The sequence below is a fragment of the Rhizobium sp. BR 314 genome (genome assembly GCF_047445805.1).
Lineage (GTDB): Bacteria > Pseudomonadota > Alphaproteobacteria > Rhizobiales > Rhizobiaceae > Rhizobium > Rhizobium lusitanum_B.
Map to the genome: position 1 here is coordinate 25,517 of NZ_JARWLA010000043.1, position 22,914 is coordinate 48,430.

A 22,914-nucleotide genomic window follows, 5' to 3' on the forward strand; every position below is an offset into this window, starting at 1 on the left:
CGCATGGCGGTTTAGTTCGTCGCGATCCCCAGGGCCGACAGGACCTGCGGAGTTATGGTGCCGGTGACTTTGAGACCGTACGCGTCCTGCATTTTACTGAGCCCGCCCTTCGTGGCGGCATCGACTTGACCTGTTATCGGGCCGCCGAAATAACCAAATGCGATCAGAGCGGTCTGGACCTGTATGACGATACGGCGAAATTTGTCCGAGTTGCCTGGCAACGTCTTCAGTGGCACTGGCTGCGCGCTCGTCGAAGAGGATTGCGTCGAATAGGTGCCAGTTGACGTCGTCGCCGGTAAGTTTGGAGTGGTTGGGAGACTTCTGATGACCGGCCCCGGGTTGGGCTGATAGCGCGGTGTCGGATCGGGGGATGGATAAGCAGTGTCATAATCGCCCCGTGGGACGTAGCCACCTCCAGCTGAGGATGCGTGGCTTGCGTGACTGGCATGGCTTGCGTGGCTCGAATGCGAGCTATGGCCGGCAAGGGTGTAGACCTGCTTGACCCGCAACCGTTCGAACAAGGTGGCGGCCGGCTTCTTTTCGGTAAGGCCGATGATCGGCGCAGCATCACCTTTCGATGGCATGAAACCGGCCGCGATCAACGACGGCACCAGGTAGATCTTGCGCTTCTTCATTGTGGTGAGAGTCCCCCAAACCCCTGATCAGCTTTATACCATTCAAAAAATCCACCACAAGTAGAGCGCAGCGAACATCCGCTGCACTGTTCCAAAAATTTGTTCTTCCAATCTGAAATCGTGCCTGGTGCCAGATGTCGGTACCCTGGAGGGACACTGCAAAGAGGGAAATTATAGAGCAGCGTTTGAATACCGCGCCCAATCGCGAGGTTGATGGCTGTGCGGAGTCGGCCGAAATCCAGCGACGTATCCTTGAACGAATGGGCCCAGTTCATTCTGCCGTAGCCAATATTTTCCAGTTGCATGATCGCCCATACGTCAATGAACGGAAGCCGGGTCGAGACATAGTTCGCAAGCTGTGGCAACACATCCCAGTTCTGCTGGAGGACAACCGTACGAAGCTCGACCGCTGCCCCCGCCCTCATCAGCGCCGTCAAGTTCAACGACAGCGTTTCAAAGGCTCCGGATTTTCCAACAATGCTGTCGTGAAGTCCCGCATAAGGCGCATAGAGCGGAATGCCCCATAGCACGCGATCACGTCCGATCTCATCCATCACGGTGCTGTCGCCCGGTTCGAAAAACTGGCCGTTGGTCAGAACATGAAATGAGATATCCGGCCGGGCTTTCACGGCTGCTAGAAGAAACTGAAACAGCCTTCCTTTGTGCAGCAGCGGTTCGCCGCCAGATATGGTGATCCGAGCGTTTTCCGGCGCTAAGGTGGCGGCGACTGTGAACTGGTCGAAGAGGTCGGCGTGATATTTCTTTGGAGGCTGCGAGCACATGACGCAGAGCTGGTCGCATTGCTCGGTGACCAAGAAGGTGTTGTGTCTCGACCGGGATCGCACCAATCGATGCGCTGACTTTCGCCCAGGAACTAGAAGCAGGACGTCACCGTCAAGATCGGTTTCGGGACCGCAGTGGACGCGAAGCGAGTAACCCGCGAGATCGAAGGTTTGACTTTCCTGATCTCTGTCGATCAGGAGTGCATCATATTCACTGTCCACCGCGTGCGAGCGCAAGCGAACGATACTTGGATTGTCGATCGGGACGTCATCGATCTTGAGCCGCAAATCGATCATGTGTGTACCGGCGCCAGTGACGGATCGAATTCCGGAATTCCGGCCCAGAACGCAAGGCTCTTTTGGACTTTCTCGTCAGCCGAATAGAGCAGCTCGAAGATCTTGTCGAAGATTGCGGTATGACGGCGACAGAAGGCTGTGTCGGCCTTCGGTAGATCGATGCGCCCATAACGGGATAGATCGTCAACAACGTCCGCACCACACGCGGCTTGGTATGGACAATGGATGCAGTCGGGATGGAATGAATTGGAAGACTCTTGGTTCAGCACGTCTAGCTTGGACTGGTCGATGCCGTCACAAAGATTGCCAATGCTAAGATCGACCTGTCCAACCCGCGTGACCATCCTGGCTTCATCCGTCGGATAGAAGGTGCCATCGTAGTCAATAACGATGTAGTCTCGGCCGAGAATATTCGGATTACGAAGGTCGACGTGCTGATTGTGGCCGCCACGCAGAACCCGCCGCAGGCAGTGTGTGAAATAGAACTCCTCAACCGGCTGCCCGGCGGTCCAATTGTCCTCGATCAGAGCGTCGATAAAATCGGCATGGTAGGCATTCCATTTGTCTTCGAGACCGGTGGTCTGAAACCGTTTTCTGGCAAAACCCTGATGATTAACTGGTCGAAGGAAAATTGACCGAAATCCGAACCGGCCAAATGTATCAATGATCTCGGAAACGCTCGGCAACTGGTTGATGTCTAGCGTCGGGAGAGCCGAGACCTTTCCCTGCCCCAAGCGCTCGATGGCATAGCTGAGGTTCGATACGAATTGCTGCGTGTCTTTGGCGTTTACGGTTCGTTGCCGCTCATGCGTCGAAAATTCGCCATCAAGTGACGTACTCACGAAGACGTCCGAAGCATCCAGGAAATCCCAAGCTTCTTCCGATACTGATTGCAGATTGGTGCATACCGTAAAGAAAACTTCTTGGAACTTGCGGCGAGCGAAATCACGAACCTTCTCCAATAGGTCTAATCGGAGCAGTGGCTCGCCACCCTGGAATTCGATTTTGACGCTCGCGGACGTCATGGCATCGAGAAATCGGAGAACGCGCTCAAGCGTCTCATCCGTCCAATCAAAGCCCGGAGTGCTCTCGTTCACCCGAGACACCTGGCAATAGGCACATGCCAAATTGCAACGGAGGGTCGGAACGAGAATGACGTAATTCAGCTCTTGAGGACGGTGCAACCGTTGGGCCCACCGGTAGGCAAATCCCATATAGGCTGGATCGTCGATCTCATTGAACGCATGACCATTTGCTTCAAGAAAGCCCCTATCCAGTGCCGTCAGCTTTCCGGTCGCATAGCGATTGAGAAAGTGAGCGTCGGCTTTGAAGTAACCGCCCGCATCATCCGCAAAAAGATAGCCGGCGCCGAACGGTTTGAACTTAAGGGGAAATACGGTCATCGCCCGAGGACACCGTCGACCAGGGCACGCCTGAGCGGAAGCGTCTCGGCATAAATTTTCTCGCGATACAGACAGTGGTGGAACTCTCGAACGAGCAGATCACTCGGCGCTGCGCCGTTATCCAACAGGCTGATGGTTTGCGATATTTCGATTTCTGTATCTGGATGCGACGCACTAAACCGAACGATAGCCACTGCGAGATATGGACGGAATGTCGGATCGAGCTCGATCGCACTGCGGCGAGTTTTCTCTGGGGACGAGGTGTGAGAGTTTTGCGGTTTCACGTCAGTGCAGCCTCCCCATTCCGTACGATTGAGATTGTAGCCATGCTGGCATCCAAACACCAGACGGTTGCACTGAATTTTCTCTTTCGAGCCCCGCGCACGACGTCCCAAACCAAGTATCCATTCGACTGGGTTTTCAATTACCACATTTATTCCAGTGAGTGCTTTCGTGATTTGCCCTCTTGCCGTAGCAGGAAGCGCTCGTGATTCCTTGTCTGGCACCGAATCGCAGAGGAGCCAGGGAGGCGTGGTTTGATAGCGACCTTGCCGGTCACGGCGGGCAACACTTTGCCGATGTGAATCCTTTTCGTTCCAATATTCGAAATGCCGTTGACGTCTCACAAAGGAAGGGCCGCCTCGAAGGGGCTATTGGCGGCCCAAAGGTGACTGCTCGTGCAGCCACTTTGGCGAATGAAAGGAAAATTCGCCTAAGCCATAGTAGAATTTCAATTTTGATATTGCAACGGTCACTTTGAAATAGCTGTAGCACGAAGCTCTACCACTGATTGATTTACCATACCTATTTGCCGATGCGAACCGATGTCTTGCAAACAGCTGAAGTCGAGCTGGGGGATGATGGGAGACGCCGGCGCTTTTTGCAAACCACGCTGAGCTGCGGCGACAGCCTTCGGGCCAGCGGCCAAGGCCTCCCACAGCCGAATTGGAACCGCGCATAACCTCGGCGACGCGATGCACGGCAATTTCTTGATCTTGGGTCATCATGTTTATGGTTCCTGCCTTGGGCGTTTTCAAAGCTTCCAGTTCCTTTAGGTATCGATCCACTTGATTTCGGCCGGGCACTCAGCCAGCCCGTGGAGCAGCCAAATGCGACCGAAAGCGAGTGGCTCTGTGCAACCGTTCCCTTGATTTCTGAGGACATAGCGGTGAAGCGCAAGCCATCACAGATAGCTGTAAACATCGCCTCACGCGGCAAGGATGAGGAAAGCGTTTTCCATTTATTTTGCCACAAGGTGATCAGCGGAACTGCAAAACCAAATGTTGCAATCGCAAAGGCAGAGAGGGGCCTCGCTGAGGCAACGACGATCCCTCCCAGTGCGGGACCGACACTGCGAACAGTATTGAACCCGACAGAAATAAGCGTGACTGCACCCGGCAGGTGGGGCCGTTCGACGATATCCCCGACCGATGCCTGCCAGGCGGGATCGTGGAGAGCAATGCCGCAGCCAGCCTGAAAACTGAAACCGAGAATGATCCACGGATCAGTTTCGTCGAAAGCAACGGAAAGCGTGAGCATGGCGGACGCGGTCATCATAAGGCTTCGGCCAATGATCATCACCTTACGTCGGCTAAAGTTGTCAGCGATCGCCCCGACGAAAATGGCCAGAATGAATGCAGGTGACGTTGAAGACGCCTGGACCAATGCGACCATCACATCCGAGGTCGAAAGGGTCGCCATCAGCCAACTGATCGCAACCGCTTACATTAGCCGGCCGAGACTGGAGAACTGATTGGCGGGCCAGATGGCGCGAAACGTAGGATTTGTTCAGCGGCGCCGACAACGTTGATGAAGCAGGAAACCTGCATTAATAGACAGGTTGACGCCCTTTGGCGGGAAGCTTTTTGACTAAGAGAGCGTCACTTTAGGAGTGACATGCCACGATCCCGGATTGAACGGCGGAGCCGATCCGAATTCGTTCCACCTTGGCGCCGATACAACACGAGGGCGCACCTCCTGCGGCCCTCATCCTCAGTCGGAAAACCCAAATGGCGCGTCCGTGCGCCGGTAGTGATCAGGCAAGATCTGTCGGCCGATTGGCGGTTCCGACCGGGATGTGCAGCTATCGCGTTGGCAAAGACGACAGGTAATGCCGATGGGCGTTGGCACAACGGACGTGTTGTCCTTATGATAGACCAGACGTTCGACGTGGCTGGCTTCGCAAACCAGCGCCACGGCCCGATCGACGCGCGGAAGTCCAAAGGCACCTCCCCCGGAACTTACGGTTCGAGCGATCGAAAAAAATAGTTGGCCATCCGGCAACTCTAGCCACTGCGTTACCACCGTCCTCGGCGTTGTAAAAACCTGGTGCAACGTCCAAAGGGGGCAACCACCGCCATGTCGTGCGAAGGGAAAATTTGCGCTGTCGAGGCGCTTGGACACGTTGCCTGCAGAATCCACACGGATAAAGAAGAAGGGGATCCGCTCTTGTCCGGGCTTCTGCAGTGTGGTCAGCCGATGTGCCGTCTGTTCGAAACTGGTGCCAAATTGACGCGAGAGCGCTTCGACATCATAGCGGCGCGCTTCAACCGCTTTGGCAAATTGCGTGTAGGGCATGACAACGGCTGCTGCAAAGTAGCCTGCGAGCGCCCGGTACGCTAATCGTCGCCCACTCTCTGTCGCAAGATTGCCTTCTTGAACGAACTTTTGAATATCGCCCTCGGATTCAAGATAGGCGAGTTGCTGTGCAAGTTGAAAGTTTTGGCTTGCCAGATCCAAGCAGTCGTCAAGTAGAACCTCATGCCTGTGTCGGTCCAGTCGGCGGACCGATCCTGACATGATCTCCGTTGGTAATCGTCTCACTCGAAGATTGTGACGTTGCATAAGATAGAATGGAAGCCCGCCAGCCTCCTTCACCGCCGCCGCCAACTTTTCTGCCGCAACATCAAGGCCAGGAAAGCAATTACGTCGAGCTGCGAGGAACCGTCGCACGCCCGCAACAGGATCTGCTCCTTCATCGATCCCTCCGTCGAGGGCGGCCTGTCGTTGATCGGCAAGAACAATCTGTTCCTCCTTGTACGAGGTGTAGAGCCGCAGCATCGCTTCTGCAAACCCCGGAAAGCTGCTGAGCACGTCTGCGACTTCGAGCGGTGATATCTCTATGCCACTGAATATTGGATCCTTCATGGTCGATTGTAGTCGCGCAAGGATTTCGGGCGTGCCGTCGTCGGCAAAGAGCGACATGTCGAGCTTGTAGATCTTCGCAAGTCGCAGAAGAATCTCGGCCGTAACTGGTCGCTGATTCCCCTCCATGAGCGCGACATAAGAAGGGGAGACATCGAGGTCAGATGCCATGTCGGCTTGAGTGAGGCCAAGATTTTTCCGCAAGCGTCGAAGTCGCGGACCGAGATAAACGCAGAGTTTTTCCATACACCGATTACAGCATTACAAAATATCCTTGTAAAGTTTGACAACATCACAAAGGCACCGGCTGAAAAGAAAACGGCGACCCGCTATTGCAGTGCACACAACTGGCCGACCCTTGGAGGAGTAAATGTCGTATTCAGATAGTGTTGAAGGAGCCAAAACCTTGATTGTCGAAAACCACGCATGGTCCGGCCTCACTGCCGAAGCTGTCGCTCGCATGCGCCTTCAGAACAGATTCAGAACCGGTCTAGACATTGCGCGCTATACCGCTGCGATCATGCGTCGGGACATGGGCGCCTATGATCAAGACCCGAGCAAATATACGCAGTCGCTCGGATGCTGGCATGGGTTTATTGCCCAACAGAAAGTCATCTCGCTGAAAAAGCACTTCGGCACGACGGAACGCCGTTACATCTATCTCTCAGGTTGGATGGTTACGGCACTGCGGTCGCAGTTCGGTCCGCTCCCCGACCAGTCCATGCATGAAAAAACGAGCGTGCCGGCCCTTGTCGAGGAGATCTACACCTTCTTGCGCCAGGCAGATTCACGCGAACTCGGCATGTTGTTCAGGGAAATCGACAAAGCCCGGGTGGAGGGTGACCGAGCGCGGGAACAGCAGCTGGTTCAGGCGGTCGACAATCATCAGACCCACGTCATTCCCATCATTGCTGATATTGATGCAGGTTTCGGAAATGCCGAAGCAACCTACCTGCTGGCGAAAAAGTTGATTGAAGCCGGCGCCTGCGCGCTGCAGATCGAGAACCAGGTCTCCGATGAAAAGCAGTGCGGCCATCAGGACGGAAAGGTGACCATTCCGCACGAGGAATTCGTCGCCAAGATCCGCGCATGCCGCTACGCGTTTCTCGAGCTCGGCATCGACGACGGCATCATCGTGGCTCGCACCGATTCACTCGGCGCAGGCCTTACCAAGCAGATCGCCTTCAGCGTCAGCGAAGGCGACATCGCCGACCTGTACAACGGCTTCCTGGATTGCGACGATGTCACCGGCCAGCCACCCTCCAACGGCGACGTGTTGATCACGCGCGGCTCGAAGCTCTTGCGGCCGAAGCGGCTGCGTTCCAACCTTTATCAGTTTCGTGAAGGCACAGGCGCCGACCGCTGCGTGATTGACTGCATCAATGCGCTTAACAATGGCGCCGACTTGCTGTGGATCGAGACCGAAAAGCCTCATGTCGAACAGATCGCGAGCATGATGGACCGCATCCGGCAGGTGATCCCCAATGCCAAGCTGGTCTATAACAACTCGCCCTCTTTTAACTGGACGCTGAATTTCCGGCAGCAGGTTTTTGATGGTTGGCAGAGCGAAGGAAGGGACGTCTCTGGGTTCGACAGGGCCAAGCTGATGAGCGAACAATATGACGACAGCGATTTGGCGCGGGAAGCCGACGAAAAAATCAGGACCTTCCAGCATGACGCCTCCAAACGCGCCGGCATTTTCCATCACCTGATTACGCTGCCGACCTATCACACCACGGCGCTCTCGACGGACAATCTCGCCAAAGAATATTTCGGCGCGCAGGGCATGCTCGGTTACGTCGCCAACGTCCAGCGAAGGGAAATCCGCCAGGGCATTGCCTGCGCGAAGCACCAGAACATGGCTGGTTCTGACATTGGCGACGATCACAAAGAGTATTTTGCCGGCGAGGCGGCGCTTAAGGCCGGCGGAGCCAATAACACGATGAACCAGTTTGCGGCCTGATGCAGACCTACCTTGCAAGGGACCTGCAGCAGGCCTGCGTCCTTTACCTTACCGGAGGAAGTAATGTCGAACGACGAAGAGAAAAAGAAACCGATCTTGCTGGAGCGACCGCGGGCTGTCTTTTCGCAAGAGGACTTTGAGCTCATCCGGGTAGCTGTCGCCCACTATCTGCACGTGGTGAAAAACGAGCCAGTGGCAGTAAAATACTCAAACCTGCATCACCGGCTCGGCCGGATATCTTAAGATCGCAGCTCTTGTAATCGCGCGTCGCAATTGCGCTCGAAGAGTTTCGTTCCGAACCCTGAACCGCGCCGGGTTTGCCGGAGGCCGTTTGGTTTAAGTTATGCGGCCATGGCTGGCTCGTCCAGCATGGCATAGTAACGTTCTTCGGCTTCGGCAGGCGGAATGTTTCCTATGGGCTCCAGAAGACGCCGGTTGTTGAACCAATCCACCCATTCGAGTGTGGCGAACTCCACGGCTTCGAAATTGCGCCATGGTCCCCGCCGATGGATGACCTCGGCCTTGTAGAGGCCGTTGATCGTTTCGGCGAGAGCGTTGTCGTAACTGTCGCCGACGCTTCCAACGGAAGGCTCGATGCCTGCCTCCGCCAGCCGTTCGGAATACTTAATCGATACGTATTGAACACCCCTGTCGGAGTGGTGGATGAGCCCACCGCGATGGACTGGCCGCCGGTCATGGAGTGCCTGGTCCAGGGCATCGAGGACGAAACCCGCATGAGCGGTTCGGCTCGCCCGCCAGCCGACGATGCGGCGGGCGAACGCGTCGATCACGAAAGCGACGTAAACGAAGCCTTGCCAAGTGGCTACATACGTGAAATCGGAAAGCCACAACATGTTCGGCGCGGGAGCGCAGAACTGGCGGTTCACGCGGTCGAGCGGACATAGAGCGGCCTTGTCAGACACGGTCGTTTTGACGGGCTTTCCACGGATAATGCCCTGAAGACCCATCATTCTCATAAGCCGAGAAACAGTGCATCGAGCTATGTCGAAGCCTTCCCGCTGCAACTGCCGCCATACTTTCCGCACGCCGTAGACTTGGAAATTCTCATTGAACACTCGGCGTATCTCGACCTTCATGGCCGCGTCGCGACGAGCGCGGGCCGACAGGCGGTCCACGTCCGTGCGCTTGGCGATGGCGTCATAGTAAGTGGACGGGGCAATCGGCAGCAGCCTGCAGATCGGCTCGACCCCGAACTTTGAGCGGTGTTCGTCGATGAAGGAAATCATCGCTTCAGTGGGCGGTCGAGCTCCGCCTGGGCAAAATAAGCCGACGCCTTACGCAAAATCTCATTGGCCTGTCGAAGCTCGCGGTTCTCCCGCTCAAGGGCCTTCATCTTCTCGGCGACATCGCTTGGAAGGCCTGCTCGTTTGCCGCTGTCAACATCGGCTTTCTTCACCCACTCATGCAGCGTATGTGCCGAGCAGCCAATCTTGGCGGCTATGGATGAAACTGCCGCCCACCGGGATGGATGCTCGGCCTCATGGTCCAAAACCATGCGGATGGCTCGGTCACGAACTTCAGGTGAAAATTTGTTGGTCGTCTTGCTCATATCGGCTCCACTTTCTCACGAGTTGGAGCCTCCGGCAAACCCGGCGCGGTTCACCCCCTCTGCGGGAAGACAATTAGAACACAGATCAGTTCATTCGGCAGCTGTTAGTTCCCAGCTAGCGAGCCCTGAGGAAAAATATCATGGATAACAACAATGCTTGTGTCTTAGTCGACGGCCATAGTGCCGAATTGAAACTTCGATCAAGCACGATCGGTCCGAACGTCCTCGGCATTGGATCCCTCTACGAGCAGACGAAGATGTTCACCTATGATCCTGGCTTCACTTCGACTGCGTCGTGCGAGTCCAGCATCACCTTTATTGATGGCGACGAAGGCGTTCTGCTGCATCGCGGTTATCCGATCGAACAGCTTGCCGAGCACGGCGACTTCCTCGAAGTCTGTTACCTGCTGCTCTACGGCGAATTGCCGACCGCAGCCCAGAAGAAGGACTTCGACTATCGGGTCGTGCACCACACCATGGTGCATGAACAAATGTCCCGCTTCTTCACCGGTTTCCGCCGCGATGCGCATCCGATGGCCGTCATGTGCGGCTGCGTCGGCGCTCTGTCGGCCTTCTATCACGACTCCACCGACATCACCGATCCGCACCAGCGCATGGTCGCAAGCCTTCGTATGATCGCCAAGATGCCGACGCTTGCCGCCATGGCCTACAAGTACCATATCGGCCAGCCCTTCGTTTACCCGAAGAACGATCTCGACTATGCGTCGAATTTCCTGCGCATGTGCTTTGCCGTGCCCTGCGAGGAATATGTGGTCAATCCGGTGCTTGCCCGCGCCATGGACCGCATCTTCATCCTGCACGCGGATCATGAACAGAACGCATCGACCTCGACGGTTCGCCTCGCCGGCTCTTCCGGCGCCAATCCCTTTGCTTGCATCGCCGCCGGCATCGCATGCCTCTGGGGCCCGGCCCATGGCGGCGCCAACGAAGCTGCGCTCAACATGCTGACGGAAATCGGCACGGTCGACCGCATTCCGGAATATATCGCCCGCGCCAAGGACAAGAACGATCCGTTCCGATTGATGGGCTTCGGTCATCGCGTTTACAAGAACTACGATCCGCGCGCCAAGATCATGCAGAAGACGGCGCACGAGGTCCTCGGCGAACTCGGCATCAAGGACGATCCGCTGCTCGACATCGCGATCGAACTGGAGCGTATCGCGCTGACCGATGACTATTTCATCGAGAAGAAGCTTTACCCGAATGTCGACTTCTATTCCGGCATCACGCTGAAGGCGCTCGGCTTCCCCACGACCATGTTCACGGTACTATTTGCGCTCGCCCGCACCGTCGGCTGGATTGCCCAGTGGAACGAGATGATCGAAGATCCGGATCAGCGTATCGGCCGCCCGCGCCAGCTCTATACCGGCGCACCGCTGCGCGAATACGTTCCGCTTTCAAAGCGCTGAGCGACATCCGTGATGAAACGAATACCCGGCTGCTCAGCTGCGATCTCGCAGGGTTGAATGCAATGGCGACCGAACAGTGGTGCTTGACGAATCTTGCTTCCCTTGCGAAGGCCTAGCGCGAGCATGCGAAGACGTTGAAAGCGACCGTTCTGCTCGTTGAACTCAGCGACTTCGCGGACGTCAAACGTATCTATGCCGCCCCCCTCTAGACCCCCTACCCCTGCTGGCGGTGGAAGGCGTTGGCGAAAGGTGCAAAAGTGAAATCGAGACCTTGATCGCTCTCAGTCAAGCTGCGCGCCGCCTTCACCGCAACGATCAGGAACAACATTGCTCCGGCGTCCCCGTTCAGCATAAACGTTCAGATGAACAAAGCTGTAGACGTTGACGATCGGAACAGGAAGAACGGGAATGACGCTCACTGCTGCGCTAACGAGGCATCTAAAAAATCCGGAGCAATTCCTCGACCTATCCGAGCCTAGCACGCACACGGCTACATCTATGAAGCGCTTTGCGGTCTTTAACCCGTCCACCGGCGATCTGCTGGCCGAGGTGCCGGACATGAGTGCCGAAGAGGTTTCCGCAGCCATTGACAAGGCGCATGCTGCCCAAGCGCCTTGGGCTGGGCTCACCGCCCGGGCGCGCTCGGACATCCTGTGGAAGTGGCACCGGCTGATCCTCGAACATAGCGACGATCTTGCCGTGATCTTGACGGCTGAGATGGGAAAGCCGCTGGGAGAGGCGAAATCGGAAGTCTTGTACGCGGCGGCATATCTCTAATGGTACGCCGAAGAGGCCAACCGCATTTACGGCGAGACCATTTCAGCGCCCTCCAATGACAGGCGTATGCTGGTGATCAAGCAACCAATCGGTGTTGTCGGGGCCATTACCCCTTGGAACTTTCCGGCCTCGATGGTAGCGCGCAAGATTTCGCCGGCGCTTGCCGCTGGCTGTACCGTTGTCTTGAAGCCCGCTGAGCAAACGCCCCTCGTTGCCGGGGCCATGTTCGCCCTCGCGCGTGCAGCTGGTTTCCCGGAGGGCGTTCTCAATTTCGTCTATGCGTCAGAGGGTGACGCTATCGGTCGTGAATTGTGTTCAAACCCAAAGGTGCGAAAGATCAGTTTCACAGGGTCGAACGAAGTCGGCCGATTACTGATGCGCTAGTGCTCCGACCAAATCAAGCGCATCAGCTTCGAACTCGGCGGGAACGCCCCYTTCATCGTCTTCGACGATGCTGATATCGACGCCGCCGTTGACGGCCCGATCCGAGCCAAGTTTCGCAATGCTGGGCAGACCTGCGTGTCCGCCAATCGGCTGTACGTCCAAAAACGCGTCTATGACGAATTTGCTGAAAAGTTCACCGCGCACGCGCGAAGACTTCGCGTTGGCGACGGCTTTGAACAGGACACCGCGATCGGGCCTCTGATCGACAATCATGCTCTGACAAAGATCGAAGCGCATGTCGATGACGCTGTCAAAAACGGGGCAATAGTGCGATGTGGTGGGCGGCGCATCGGCACGTCCGGAACATTTTTTGAGCCGACCGTGATTACAAATGTCGTCAGCTCAATGCGCATCGCCCAGGAAGAGACTTTCGGTCCTCTGGCACCAATCATCCGTTTCGACGACCCGGAGCAAGTCGTGCGATACGCTAACGATACGATCTACGGCCTCGCCGCCTATTTCTATGCTTCGAACCTCAGGCGGGTCTGGCGTGTGGCCGAGGCGCTGGAATACGGGATGGTCGGCATTAACACCGGCCGCATGTCGTCGGAGGCTGCACCCTTTGGAGGGATCAAGCAGTCAGGCATTGGACGTGAAGGCTCCCGCCACGGCCTCGAGGACTATCTTGAAATGAAGTACCTTTGCCTGGGTGGCCTCTGACGCGGATTAAGACCTCCCGCGATTTGACGCTGTTGATACCAGTCTCTCTCGCAAAAAAGAGGCTGCCGTCCTTGTTCGGCGGCAGCCAAGTCGCTTGGGAGGCGAATTCAAAGCTCAAGCGACTGATCCCCTAAACGAAGCCCTTTTCGTACGTGTCGCCGATCAGATACCTATCGCTTCATAGGCATCGGCGATCTGTCGGATTGACGCGACATAGGCGGCGGTTCGGTAGTCACCGAGTTCCGGTTGCTGCTCCATCAGGTCAGCAATGCGCCCCCAGGTGCTTCGCATCACGTCTTCCAGTCCGGAACGAACGAGATCGATTTCCGCGCCGCCTTCGAGGAACTCGTCACGGATGTCGGCAGGGAACTCCTTACCGGTCATGCATTCGAGGGCCGGTGCGATGGTCTGGTTGCGCCGCTCGCGCCGGCGGCGCTCCATCAAGCCGAAGCCGAAGGGATATGCGTGAGATTCTTCACCCATTCGAAGTAGCTGACGATCAGGCCGCTTCTTTGTTGCGAACATCCTTCCATTAACAACACGGCACAAGTCTGGCGGACCGGTAAGTAGGGGCACACTCCCAAGGACCCTACGAGCCGGAACCAATGCCTAACGCAATATGACCACTAATGCAACGAGTGTCTTAGTTTGCGATATATGGATCAGGTGTAACATCGCTTTCAAGATCATTGGGCTGCATCTGATGCGCCAGCGCACGAGCCATCCATTGGATGTCGCTCCCCAATCGAGGTTGCGACACCGCACCCTGGCAAGTTTAAATGTAAATGGCGTGGCCACTGATCAGGCCTTCCGGGCCGTCCGCTTTGACGACCGATTACACTTAGTTCCAAGAAGTGACGACACCCGCGCCCCCTTCGGTCCGGGCCAAGCGGCTACACAACACGGATACCGCAGCGTTATTAAGCCAATAACTCACGGCGATACATTCGGGTCGAACAGACATACTTAAAACAAATGTTGCATTTCGATTTACCACACGATACGCTTCGAAAACGGGGCAGCAGCCTGGGATACCGATCGGGACGCACAAGCTGAGCCGAGGTGCGCCGCGATGAGCCGCGCCGACAATCAAGAAGCACTAACAAAGGGGAATATCGGATGAACAAATTTTTAAAAATGTTGACAGCGGCGTCGTCGGTCGCGGTTGCTTCGGCAATTCCATTAGCCAAAGCAAATGCCGGTGAGGTACTTGATCGCGTACGCGCAACCAAGACGCTGACAGTTGCGGTCGGAACGGACTGGGGGCCGATGTCGCGCATGAATGACAAGCACGAACTTGATGGTGACGATGTCGATATCGCTAAGGGAGTTGCTAAGTACCTAGGGGTGGAGGTCAAGTTTGTTACGCCTGCCTGGGATCTCATCACCTCTGGCCAGTGGGAGGGTCGCTGGGATCTTTCTATGGGTCAAATGACGCCAACCAAGGAGCGTGCGGAAAAATTAAACTTCCCAGCTGTCTACGTGTGGGCGCCAGAAGTTGCCGTTGTTCACAAAGACAGCAAGGCGACGACGCTTTCGGATTTGGACGGAAAGATTGTCGGCGTCGGAGCGGGCAACGTGGCGGAATCCTACGCCAATCACAACTTCAATCCCAGTTGGATTGACGCCAAGCCGGTGCAGTACCAATTTACGCCAGGCCAAGTGAAGACGTATGGATCCAGCAACGTCGCATTCGACGACCTTCGTCTCGGCGACGGTGTTCGTTTAGATGCGGTTCTCGGTGATGATACGGTGGCCCGTGAAGCAATAAAATCAGGCTATCCGATCAAGGTGCTTGGTACCCTCTTCTACGCGCCAGGTGCAATCTCAATTTTGAAGGGCGACGACGAATTCAATGACAAGATCGCGGCCGCCGTCAAGAGTATGAAAGATGACGGTACCCTTTCCAAGATGTCGATCAAGTGGTTCGGGGTGGACTACTGCGAACAAAAATAAGACATCACGCGTTAGCGGCCCGGCTCGGCCGGGCCCATTTTCTTGAAGGGTCTATCATGCTATATCGGGATACAGTTGAATCCGAGGTGCTTGTTCATAAGCCTTGGTTCGTCGCCCTGATCTTCGTCGCAATGCTTGCATTTTTTCTTTCGTTCAACCTTGCGGGCACGACCTTCGGCGAACTTATGCGGCCGGTTATTGGCGACCCGCTACAAAGCGGAATTTACGGGCGTTTTGCGATCGCCTTCGTACTTGCGATCATATTTAGCCTCAACATCGTAGTAGTTGGATTTATTCCATTACAGGTGCAGATTGGCATCGTATGGATGGAACTATTGCTGCTGTTTCTCGCCTTTTTCAGATCATTCAATCTGAGCATGCCCTTCATATGGGAGAATTTGCCTTACCTCATCTCCCAAGGGGTGGTGACTACGATCTATGTTTCAGCGGTCTCGCTTTTCTTTGCCTCGCTAATCGCGATTGTCGCCGCGGTCGCAAAGCTTTCAAGCAATGGCTTCGCATATGCCACCGCCAGTTTTTACACCTCTTTTTTCCGGGGTCTGCCCCTTCTCATGCAGATTTATCTGATTTACCTCGGTTTGCCTCAGTTGGGGATTGTGCTCAATGCCGTTCCCTCGGGCATCTTGGCGTTGTCGCTCTGTGTGGGAGCCTATATGACAGAGATCTTTCGCGCCGGTATCCAGAGTATCGACCGGGGCCAATGGGAAGCGTCAAGATCCATCGGTTTTGGCTTCGGTCTGACCATGCGCAAGATCATCTTGCCGCAGGCTTTTCCTGTCATCATTCCACCGATGGGAAATACGTTCATCTCAATGCTAAAGGATAGTTCGCTTGTGTCGGTACTCGGCGTGTGGGAATTGACGTTCCTTGCCCGCACAATCGGTCAGCCGACGTTTCATCACATGGAGATGCTGATAGCAGCATCGCTCATCTATTGGACAATGTCTGTCTGCCTCGAGATTGGTCAATCACGGCTCGAGCGCCATTTCGGGAGGAGTATGGTACGATGACCCTTAGCAATACATTTGAAGTGAAGGGGGCCGATGAGCGCAACTCTTTGCAGGGGATTGACAACATGCCGCCAGTGCATGTGCCGTCATCCCACAAGTCTTCGAAGCAGAAGCAGGTCTCGATGAGCGCAGAAAAAATAATTGAAGCGACGAACGTTTCCAAGTGGTACGGCGCCTTCAGGGCACTCACTGATGTCAATATTACTGTCAGCAAAAGCGAACGCATCGTCATCTGCGGCCCCTCCGGATCGGGAAAATCGACACTGATCCGATGTTTCAACCGACTTGAGGCGCATCAGGAGGGTGAGATTGCCATTAACGGGATCAGGTTGCACAACAGAATGCGTAACGTCACCGAAGTTCGCAAGAATGTCGGTATGGTGTTCCAGCACTTCAATCTCTTTCCCCACATGACCGTGCTGATGAATTGTATGGCCGGTCCAATGTGGATTAATGGCGTGCCCGAGGCAGAGGCCAAAAAGATCGCTCTTAAGTTCCTAGAGCGCGTTCGCATCCCCGATCAAGCGAACAAATACCCAGCCCAATTATCAGGCGGACAACAGCAGCGCGTCGCGATTGCCCGTTCTCTGTGTATGGAACCAGCAGTGATGTTATTTGATGAGCCTACCTCAGCACTCGACCCTGAAATGGTTTCGGAGGTACTAGAAACTATGACTAGTCTGGCGCGTGAGGGAATGACCATGGTTTGCGTCACCCACGAGATGGGTTTTGCCCGAGCCGTCGCGGATCGGGTAATTTTCATGGATTGTGGTCGAATTGTCGAAGAGGGCAACCCCGATGACTTCTTTGGCAACCCCAAGCACGACAGAACAAAGCTGTTCCTCAGCCAAATCTTGACACATTGAAAGCTGTTATTTCACGCTTGGCTTTGTCTGGTTAGACTTCTGACACCAGACGTCATTAACGTGGCGAACTATCGAGAATGTGGCTTTGCGTGCGTCGACCTATATCTTCTCGAAGACGCAATTGATTATCGTCTAACGCCTTCGCAAGGAGGCGTGCGGCAGCTTGGTGCCGTCGCAGCGGCACCGCATCCGGCGAGCTAGCCGTCACCCATGCTTGTCGATATCTCCCAACAATATTACCGAAGCCGTCGTAACCACAGACTTGCGCGATCGGTTACATGTTTGGTGATCCTTCACAGGAAGTCCGGAGTTCCAGAGGTCCAGTATCCCCACGCCGAGGACCGCCTTGCTTTGTCACGGTGATATCGATGTTTTGCTGAGGTGAGCGGTATCGCCACGTTGCTAACAACGAGGATAACGACGTGTCTATCCATCAGCTTGAGATTTTGGCGGGCAGTATGCGGCGCCGGAAGTTCACACGAACTTCCAAGGAATCGATCGTTTCGGAGACGCTGACTGGCGAGATGACGGTGACGGAGGTTGCGCGACGTCACGACGTTGATCGGTCACTGGTTTATCGGTGGCGTCGTGAGCTTGGTGTTGCAGAGAGAGCGGAAGAGCCGCGCGCCTTCGTTCCGGTGAAGGTACAACAGGCGCCGGACTCGGCAATGGGAATGCCGGCTGCGACGGCGTCTTCTGCGATCGAAATCCATGTTGGCCGGGGCCGGTCGGTGCGGGTCACTCGTGACTTTGATGCCTCGACGTTGTCGCGCGTGCTTGATGTGCTGGAGGGACGATGATCCCGATCAGTTCGAACGTCAGAGTGTGGATTGCCAGCGGTCACTGCGATATGCGCAAGGGTATGCAGGGGTTGGCTCTCATCGTGCAAGAGGGGCTTRGCCGCAATCCGTTCCAGGGCGACGTTTTTGTTTTCCGCGGGAGAAATGGTCGATTGATCAAGGCCCTATGGCATGACGGTGTCGGACTATCGCTTTATGCCAAACGGCTCGACCGAGGCCACTTTATTTGGCCGGCGACAGTGGACGGAGCCATTGCCCTTACAGCCGGGCAGATGTCCTACCTTCTTGAGGGAATAGACTGGCGAAATCCGCAACAGACATGGCGTCCGACGAGCGCCGGATAGGTGCATTTTGCGGCTCGAACCTTGAAGAAAAGCTATGCAAATCAGTGGCTTTGTGGTTTGATCCGGACATGGAAAACGGCCTGGAAAACCACTCCGATTATGCCGCTGCACTTGAAGCAGAGCTGGTCGTGGCGCGTGCGGAGCGCGCCGTTGCCTTAGCCGAACTTGCCGTCGCCAAAGCCAAGGAAGCGGACGATCAAGCCACCATTCTGCGTCAGAAGGTCCATATCGAAAAGCTGCAAAGGCAATTGCGTGGTCAGAAATCGGAGCGGACTGCCAGGCTGATCGCTCAAATGGAGCTGATGCTCGAGGATGCCGAGGCGGCGGCCACCGAGGATGAACTTGCCGCTGAAATGGCCATTGCTGCGGCCGCCCCCATTGCTGTCGCCGGCTTCACACGCAAACGCCCCGTTAAGAAGCCATTCCCCGATCACCTGCCGCGCGAGCGTGTCGTTGTGCCCGGTCCGGTCGCCTGCAGCTGCTGCGGTAGTGACCGGCTGCGCAAGCTGGGCGAAGATGTCACCGAGACGATGGAGAGCATTCCACGCTCCTGGAAAGTCATTCAGACGGTGCGCGAGAAGTTCACCTGCCGCGACTGCGAGAAGATCAGCCAGGCACCGGCCCCATTCCACGTCATTCCCAGAGGCTGGGCAGGTCCAAGCCTTCTGGCGATGATCCTCTACGACAAATTCGGCCAACACATTCCCCTTAATCGTCAGGTGGAACGATTTGCGCTTGAGGGCGTGTCAATCAGCCTGTCGACGGCAGCCGATGCTATCGGTTCTTGTTGCCATGCCCTTGATCCAATCCTGAGGCGGATCGAGGCTCACACCTTTGCAGCCGAGCGGATTCACGGCGACGATACCACGGTTCCGGTTCTCGCAGCCGGCAAGACCGATACTGCTCGGATCTGGACATATGTGCACGATGATGCCCCGTTCGGTGGCACGGCGCCGCCGTCGGCGATGTTCTATTATTCCCGCGACCGCAGCGGTGACCATCCGCAGGCGCATCTGGCCGGCTATTGCGGCATCCTGCAAGCAGATGCCTATGGCGGTTATACCAAGCTCTATCTTCCTGATCGCAGTCCAGGTCCGATCTATGAGGCAGCGTGCTGGGCGCACGCAAGGCGACCATTCTTCATCATGGCCGATCTCGAGGCCAATGCCCGGCGCAAGGCTCAGGGCAAACCCGCTGCCGTCATCTCACCAATCGCCATCGAGATGGTGCGCCGGATCGATGCGCTGTTCGAGATCGAACGTCAGATCAATGGCCAGACGGCCGATGAGCGCAAGGCGACGCGTCAGCAGCATAGCAAGCCACTGATCGCCAACATGGAGCGGTGGGTGCGCGAGCAACGTGCCAAGCTGTCTCGCGACAATGATCTGGCCAAAGCGTTCGACTACATGTTGAACCGCTGGGTATCGTTTACTCGTTTCCTCGACGATGGCCGGATCTGCCTGTCGAACAACGCGGCAGAGCGTTCGCTGCGCGGAATTGCATTGGGAAGAAAGGCTTGGCTATTCGCCGGCTCCGACCGTGGTGGTCAACGAGCTGCCGCCATGTACAGTTTGATCGTCACCGCAAAGATGAACCATGTCGATCCGCAGGCCTGGCTTGCCGATGTGCTTGCCCGTATCGCCGACCACCCGGCAAACAGGATCGACGAGTTGTTGCCGTGGGCTTGGAAGGCCGAAAAGGCGGCACCTATTGCGGCGGCCGCGTAAACAGTTCCCGAAACAGCTCCTCTGACCGTTGCAGGCCTTCATCCGTTAAGATCAACGACTTCGACTTGTTCACCGGATCGGCGATCAGCCCCTTCTTGAACAAACGATCCGTCGTCTCCCAGTCCAAACCCTTCCAGGCTCGATACCCGTCATGCAGCGTCAGCCACAACAGCGCCAGCACCGCATCGTCGATCTTGTCTTCGTCGATATCCATTGCGAGAGCTTATCACGTGCAAATACGAAATTAATGCGGTACTCGCCGAATGCGTACGTCTCGACCATATTCAGCCAACTTGCGTGTTTCGGCGTGTGGTGGAATTCAAGCCGCTTGAGCACACGACGGGCTTCGGCGGCAGGAAACGCGTCGTATAGCGCGCCGGGTGAATGGGTAGAGAGATTGTCCATAACAACACGAATGGTCTTTGCGTCAGCATAGTCAATGTCGACCAGTTCGCGCATGCACTCGGCGAAGTCCTTGTTGGTGCGCCGATCGGTGACCTTCACCCGCCGCCATGGCTGATGCGCGTCCAAGAAAACGAAAAGATTGACGGTGCCATTGCGGCGATATTCACAATCGTAGCGCAAGGGCTGCATCGGCTTTGCAGAAATGGGGTCCCGCRCCTCGCCAATCAGTTGGACCGGGCTTTCGTCAAAGCAGACAACCGGCCTTTGCGGGTCTGGGGCTTCGGCATACAGGTCCAGGACGTCTTCCATTCGGGCGACATATTCCCCGTCGACCTTGGGAATGCACCACATGTCTTTTCGCCATGGCTTGAGATGATTTTCACCAAGCCTTCGGCGCACGGTCTCGCAGGAGATCTGCGCGTGATCGGTCAGCTTGATCATCTCGTCAGCCAGAAGCTCAAGCGTCCAACGTGCCCGGCCGGGCGGCGGAGTTGAGCAAGCCGTCGCCACCAGMAGTGCTTCCTCCTTGGCTGATAGTTTGCGGGCAACGCCGGGCCGTGGCTCCTCACTCAACGCGCCTTCGAGATTGGCCTCTACCAGGCGGCGCTTGGTGCGATAGATGGTCGATCCGCTGACATTCAAAGTCGCAGCGATGACCTCGTCGCTCACACCCTCATTCGCCGCCAACAGGATTTGTGCACGCTTGAGCCTGCGCGCCGAGTGACGGCCACCGCTCAAAAGAGCGTTCAGTTGCTCACGTTCAAGCTGGTTGAGTTCCACATGATATCTTATATTCATTTGAGCCTCCTGATGCGATGAAACACAGGTTAAACTCAAATGAATCAAACGTTTGGCAAAGAGCCTCCTGCCGGAGCGCCACAGTTCACGCAGCTGCAGGGCCAATACCTGGCCTTCATTTATGCCTAYACCAGGATCTTCAAACGCTCCCCGGCAGAAGCGGACATGCGTCGCCACTTTGAGGTGACCGCACCGTCTGTACACCAGATGGTGATAACCCTGGAAAAGGCCGGTCTCATTCAACGCCAGCCTGGAGAAGCGCGAAGCATTCAATTGCTCGTACAACCCGAAGCGCTGCCAATCTTGCGATAGCTCAACCCGTCAGAATCTCTGCGGAACGGTACTAGAAGCATCCTGGGCCGAGCGCAACGATGCGGGTACCGTTTTGTCCGTGGTGTCGGCAACCTCAAGTCGGATTCCGATTTTAGTGAGATCCGCCGCCAGCGATGGATCGGCCTGCATAAGATAGATGGTGTAACGGGCGGATCCCAGCCAGGCGAGTTTGAAGGCTTGGTGGTCGTCCCTCACAATGATGGTGTCGCGGAGTCAGGAGTGGCCTGCTCCATAGCATCACGGAGAGACGACCATGAAGCAGTATGCCGGAATCGATGTCTCGTTGGAATACTCGAGTGTGTGCGTGGTGGATGCGGATGGCCGCATCGTGCGCGAGGCAAAGGTCCACAGTGAACCCGATGCGCTGATCGCCTGGTTTGGCGAGCAGGGCGCGGCGATGGAACGAATTGGTCTTGAGGCTGGCCCCTTGTCGCAATGGCTTTACGCGGAAATGGCGAAGGCGGATCTGGCGGTCGAACTGATCGAGACGCGCCACGTGCGGGCGGCCTTCAAGACGATGCCCGTGAAGACCGACAAGAAGGACGCACGGGGTATTGCGCAGTTAATGCGGCTTGGCTGGTTCAGGCCGGTCCACTGCAAATCTCTTCCGGCCCAGGAGGTGCGAGCGCTGCTGACCGCACGCAAGCTCATCCAGGGAAAACTTCACGACATCGAGATGAGCCTCCGGGGCATTCTGCGCGGTTTCGGCCTCAAGGTAGGGCCGACCACGCGGCGCACCTATGCGGCACGGATCCGCGAGCTGATTGAAGGTCATCCGACCTTGGAGGCGATCACCGTTTCACTGTTGAAGGTGCGCGACGCGCTTATGGACGAATTTGCAGGTTTTGAACGAAAGCTGCGTGTCATGGCCCGTCAGGACGATAATGCACGTCGGCTGATGACGACGCCCGGCGTTGGCGTGCTGGTGGCGCTGACATTCGTGTCGGCTGTTGACGCGCCTGAGCGCTTCCGATCATCACGAGCGGTGGGGCCGCATTTCGGATTGACGCCCAAGAAGTATCAATCGGGCGAAACCGATTATAGCGGCCGCATCTCGAAGATCGGTGATGCGGGCGTACGAACCGCGCTCTACGAGGCGGCCAATGTCATCCTGACGCGCCCCGTGAAGGGTTCGGATCTCAAAAGCTGGGCGCTGGCGGTTGCAAGACGTGCGGGACCCAGAAAGGCGCGTGTTGCGCTGGCCCGTAAGCTGGCGGTGGTGTTGCACCACATGCTCAGGGATAAAACCAACTTCATTCCCCACAAGGCGGCGTCAGCCATGACCGCCTGAGCAGGAAGCGAGACAACAAGACAAGGTTTCGGGCGGGCACCACCATCAGCCCACCGGAGCAAGGTCCCTTCGCCGGGACGATGGAGCGGATAGGCCGATGAACCGCAAGCAGCACTGAGGTGACTGCGCGTCCTTAGATTGGCCAGCCGGTCCTCAGCAGACCCCATAAAGCAGCGACCCCGGCGTCGACTGCGGACAGAAGCAAGCACTCGGCGAGGGATTAAGCTCAAAAGGGATTGACTCGGGACAGCCCGTTAC

General features: G+C 56.3%; 18 protein-coding genes, 3 pseudogenes and 1 other annotated feature. Of the genes and pseudogenes, 11 read left to right on the plus strand and 10 right to left on the minus strand.

Annotated features, from left to right (window positions below; translation table 11 throughout):
• Nucleotides 1-11: 11 nt before the first annotated feature.
• The 6 genes from hxsA to QD461_RS32045 all read right to left on the minus strand — a co-directional run bounded on the left by hxsA (nt 12) and on the right by QD461_RS32045 (nt 6,507).
• The gene (gene hxsA / locus QD461_RS32020; protein WP_004122938.1) at nt 12-635 is read right to left on the minus strand and encodes a His-Xaa-Ser repeat protein HxsA; all 624 of its coding nucleotides are present in this window, start codon (nt 633-635) and stop codon (nt 12-14) included.
• Complete coding sequence (gene hxsC / locus QD461_RS32025; protein ID WP_004122943.1) at nt 632-1,714, minus strand: His-Xaa-Ser system radical SAM maturase HxsC; 1,083 nt, start codon at nt 1,712-1,714, stop codon at nt 632-634. The genes hxsA and hxsC overlap by 4 nt, the downstream gene beginning before the upstream one ends.
• Nucleotides 1,711-3,117 carry a His-Xaa-Ser system radical SAM maturase HxsB gene (gene hxsB / locus QD461_RS32030; RefSeq protein WP_004122947.1) on the minus strand — a complete coding sequence of 469 codons (1,407 nt, stop codon included), beginning with the start codon at nt 3,115-3,117 and terminating at the stop codon, nt 1,711-1,713. The genes hxsC and hxsB overlap by 4 nt, the downstream gene beginning before the upstream one ends.
• The gene (locus tag QD461_RS32035) at nt 3,114-3,548 is read right to left on the minus strand and encodes a hypothetical protein (protein ID WP_240535489.1); all 435 of its coding nucleotides are present in this window, start codon (nt 3,546-3,548) and stop codon (nt 3,114-3,116) included. The genes hxsB and QD461_RS32035 overlap by 4 nt, the downstream gene beginning before the upstream one ends.
• Nucleotides 3,549-3,921: 373 nt before the next feature.
• On the minus strand, nt 3,922-4,818 hold the full coding sequence (locus tag QD461_RS32040; protein WP_004122951.1) for an MFS transporter: 897 nt from the start codon (nt 4,816-4,818) through the stop codon (nt 3,922-3,924).
• Between the two features lie 291 nt (nt 4,819-5,109).
• On the minus strand, nt 5,110-6,507 hold the full coding sequence (locus QD461_RS32045; RefSeq protein WP_004122953.1) for a helix-turn-helix domain-containing protein: 1,398 nt from the start codon (nt 6,505-6,507) through the stop codon (nt 5,110-5,112).
• 124 nt (nt 6,508-6,631) lie between these two features.
• Between QD461_RS32045 and QD461_RS32050 the strand changes: the two genes are divergently transcribed.
• Nucleotides 6,632-8,224: an isocitrate lyase gene (locus QD461_RS32050; protein WP_004122955.1), complete on the plus strand. Its 1,593-nt coding sequence runs from the start codon at nt 6,632-6,634 to the stop codon at nt 8,222-8,224.
• Nucleotides 8,225-8,287: 63 nt separating this feature from the next.
• Complete coding sequence (locus QD461_RS32055) at nt 8,288-8,467, plus strand: hypothetical protein (RefSeq protein ID WP_015342020.1); 180 nt, start codon at nt 8,288-8,290, stop codon at nt 8,465-8,467.
• 98 nt (nt 8,468-8,565) lie between these two features.
• Here QD461_RS32055 and QD461_RS32060 read toward each other — a convergent pair.
• Nucleotides 8,566-9,794, minus strand: a protein-coding gene (locus QD461_RS32060) for an IS3-like element ISRtr2 family transposase (RefSeq protein ID WP_076611960.1) whose coding sequence is annotated in 2 segments (ribosomal slippage) — nt 8,566-9,506 and nt 9,506-9,794 — 1,230 coding nt in all. Because the reading frame shifts where the segments join, the coding sequence is not laid out codon by codon here.
• Nucleotides 9,397-9,513, minus strand: a sequence feature (AL1L pseudoknot). Its footprint overlaps the gene before it by 117 nt.
• A gap of 140 nt (nt 9,795-9,934) precedes the next feature.
• Between QD461_RS32060 and gltA the strand changes: the two genes are divergently transcribed.
• Both gltA and QD461_RS32070 read left to right on the plus strand, forming a co-directional pair.
• On the plus strand, nt 9,935-11,224 hold the full coding sequence (gene gltA, locus QD461_RS32065; protein ID WP_004129043.1) for a citrate synthase: 1,290 nt from the start codon (nt 9,935-9,937) through the stop codon (nt 11,222-11,224).
• Nucleotides 11,225-11,632: 408 nt separating this feature from the next.
• Nucleotides 11,633-13,105, plus strand: a pseudogene (locus QD461_RS32070) (NAD-dependent succinate-semialdehyde dehydrogenase).
• A gap of 162 nt (nt 13,106-13,267) precedes the next feature.
• On the opposite strand, the pseudogene QD461_RS32075 reads toward QD461_RS32070, so the two are convergent.
• Nucleotides 13,268-13,611: pseudogene (locus QD461_RS32075) on the minus strand (glutamate dehydrogenase); the annotation flags it as partial.
• 613 nt (nt 13,612-14,224) lie between these two features.
• Between QD461_RS32075 and QD461_RS32080 the strand changes: the two are divergent.
• The 6 genes from QD461_RS32080 (at nt 14,225) to tnpC (ending at nt 19,829) form a co-directional block, all read left to right on the plus strand.
• Nucleotides 14,225-15,061, plus strand: coding sequence for a transporter substrate-binding domain-containing protein (locus QD461_RS32080; RefSeq protein ID WP_004129031.1), 837 nt, complete (start codon nt 14,225-14,227; stop codon nt 15,059-15,061).
• Between the two features lie 56 nt (nt 15,062-15,117).
• Nucleotides 15,118-16,092 carry an amino acid ABC transporter permease gene (locus QD461_RS32085; RefSeq protein ID WP_004129028.1) on the plus strand — a complete coding sequence of 325 codons (975 nt, stop codon included), beginning with the start codon at nt 15,118-15,120 and terminating at the stop codon, nt 16,090-16,092.
• Nucleotides 16,093-16,214: 122 nt separating this feature from the next.
• The gene (locus QD461_RS32090; protein ID WP_028755383.1) at nt 16,215-16,958 is read left to right on the plus strand and encodes an amino acid ABC transporter ATP-binding protein; all 744 of its coding nucleotides are present in this window, start codon (nt 16,215-16,217) and stop codon (nt 16,956-16,958) included.
• Nucleotides 16,959-17,380: 422 nt separating this feature from the next.
• Nucleotides 17,381-17,758, plus strand: coding sequence for an IS66-like element accessory protein TnpA (tnpA, locus tag QD461_RS32095; protein WP_004126183.1), 378 nt, complete (start codon nt 17,381-17,383; stop codon nt 17,756-17,758).
• A complete protein-coding gene (tnpB, locus tag QD461_RS32100; protein WP_414091120.1) occupies nt 17,755-18,102 on the plus strand; it encodes an IS66 family insertion sequence element accessory protein TnpB in 348 nt (115 codons plus the stop codon). Before tnpA ends, tnpB begins: the two co-directional genes overlap by 4 nt.
• A 68-nt stretch (nt 18,103-18,170) precedes the next feature.
• On the plus strand, nt 18,171-19,829 hold the full coding sequence (gene tnpC, locus QD461_RS32105; protein WP_004129019.1) for an IS66 family transposase: 1,659 nt from the start codon (nt 18,171-18,173) through the stop codon (nt 19,827-19,829).
• Here tnpC and QD461_RS32110 read toward each other — a convergent pair.
• Both QD461_RS32110 and QD461_RS32115 read right to left on the minus strand, forming a co-directional pair.
• Entirely contained in the window at nt 19,810-20,043 is a 234-nt protein-coding gene (locus QD461_RS32110; protein ID WP_004129017.1) for a DUF6429 family protein, read from the minus strand. The two genes, tnpC and QD461_RS32110, sit on opposite strands and share 20 nt — an antisense overlap.
• 59 nt (nt 20,044-20,102) lie before the next feature.
• Nucleotides 20,103-21,032, minus strand: a pseudogene (locus tag QD461_RS32115) (IS630 family transposase); the annotation flags it as partial.
• Between the two features lie 586 nt (nt 21,033-21,618).
• Here QD461_RS32115 and QD461_RS32120 point away from each other — a divergent pair.
• The gene (locus QD461_RS32120; protein ID WP_004119987.1) at nt 21,619-22,656 is read left to right on the plus strand and encodes an IS110 family transposase; all 1,038 of its coding nucleotides are present in this window, start codon (nt 21,619-21,621) and stop codon (nt 22,654-22,656) included.
• The last annotated feature ends 258 nt before the right edge of the window (nt 22,657-22,914 follow it).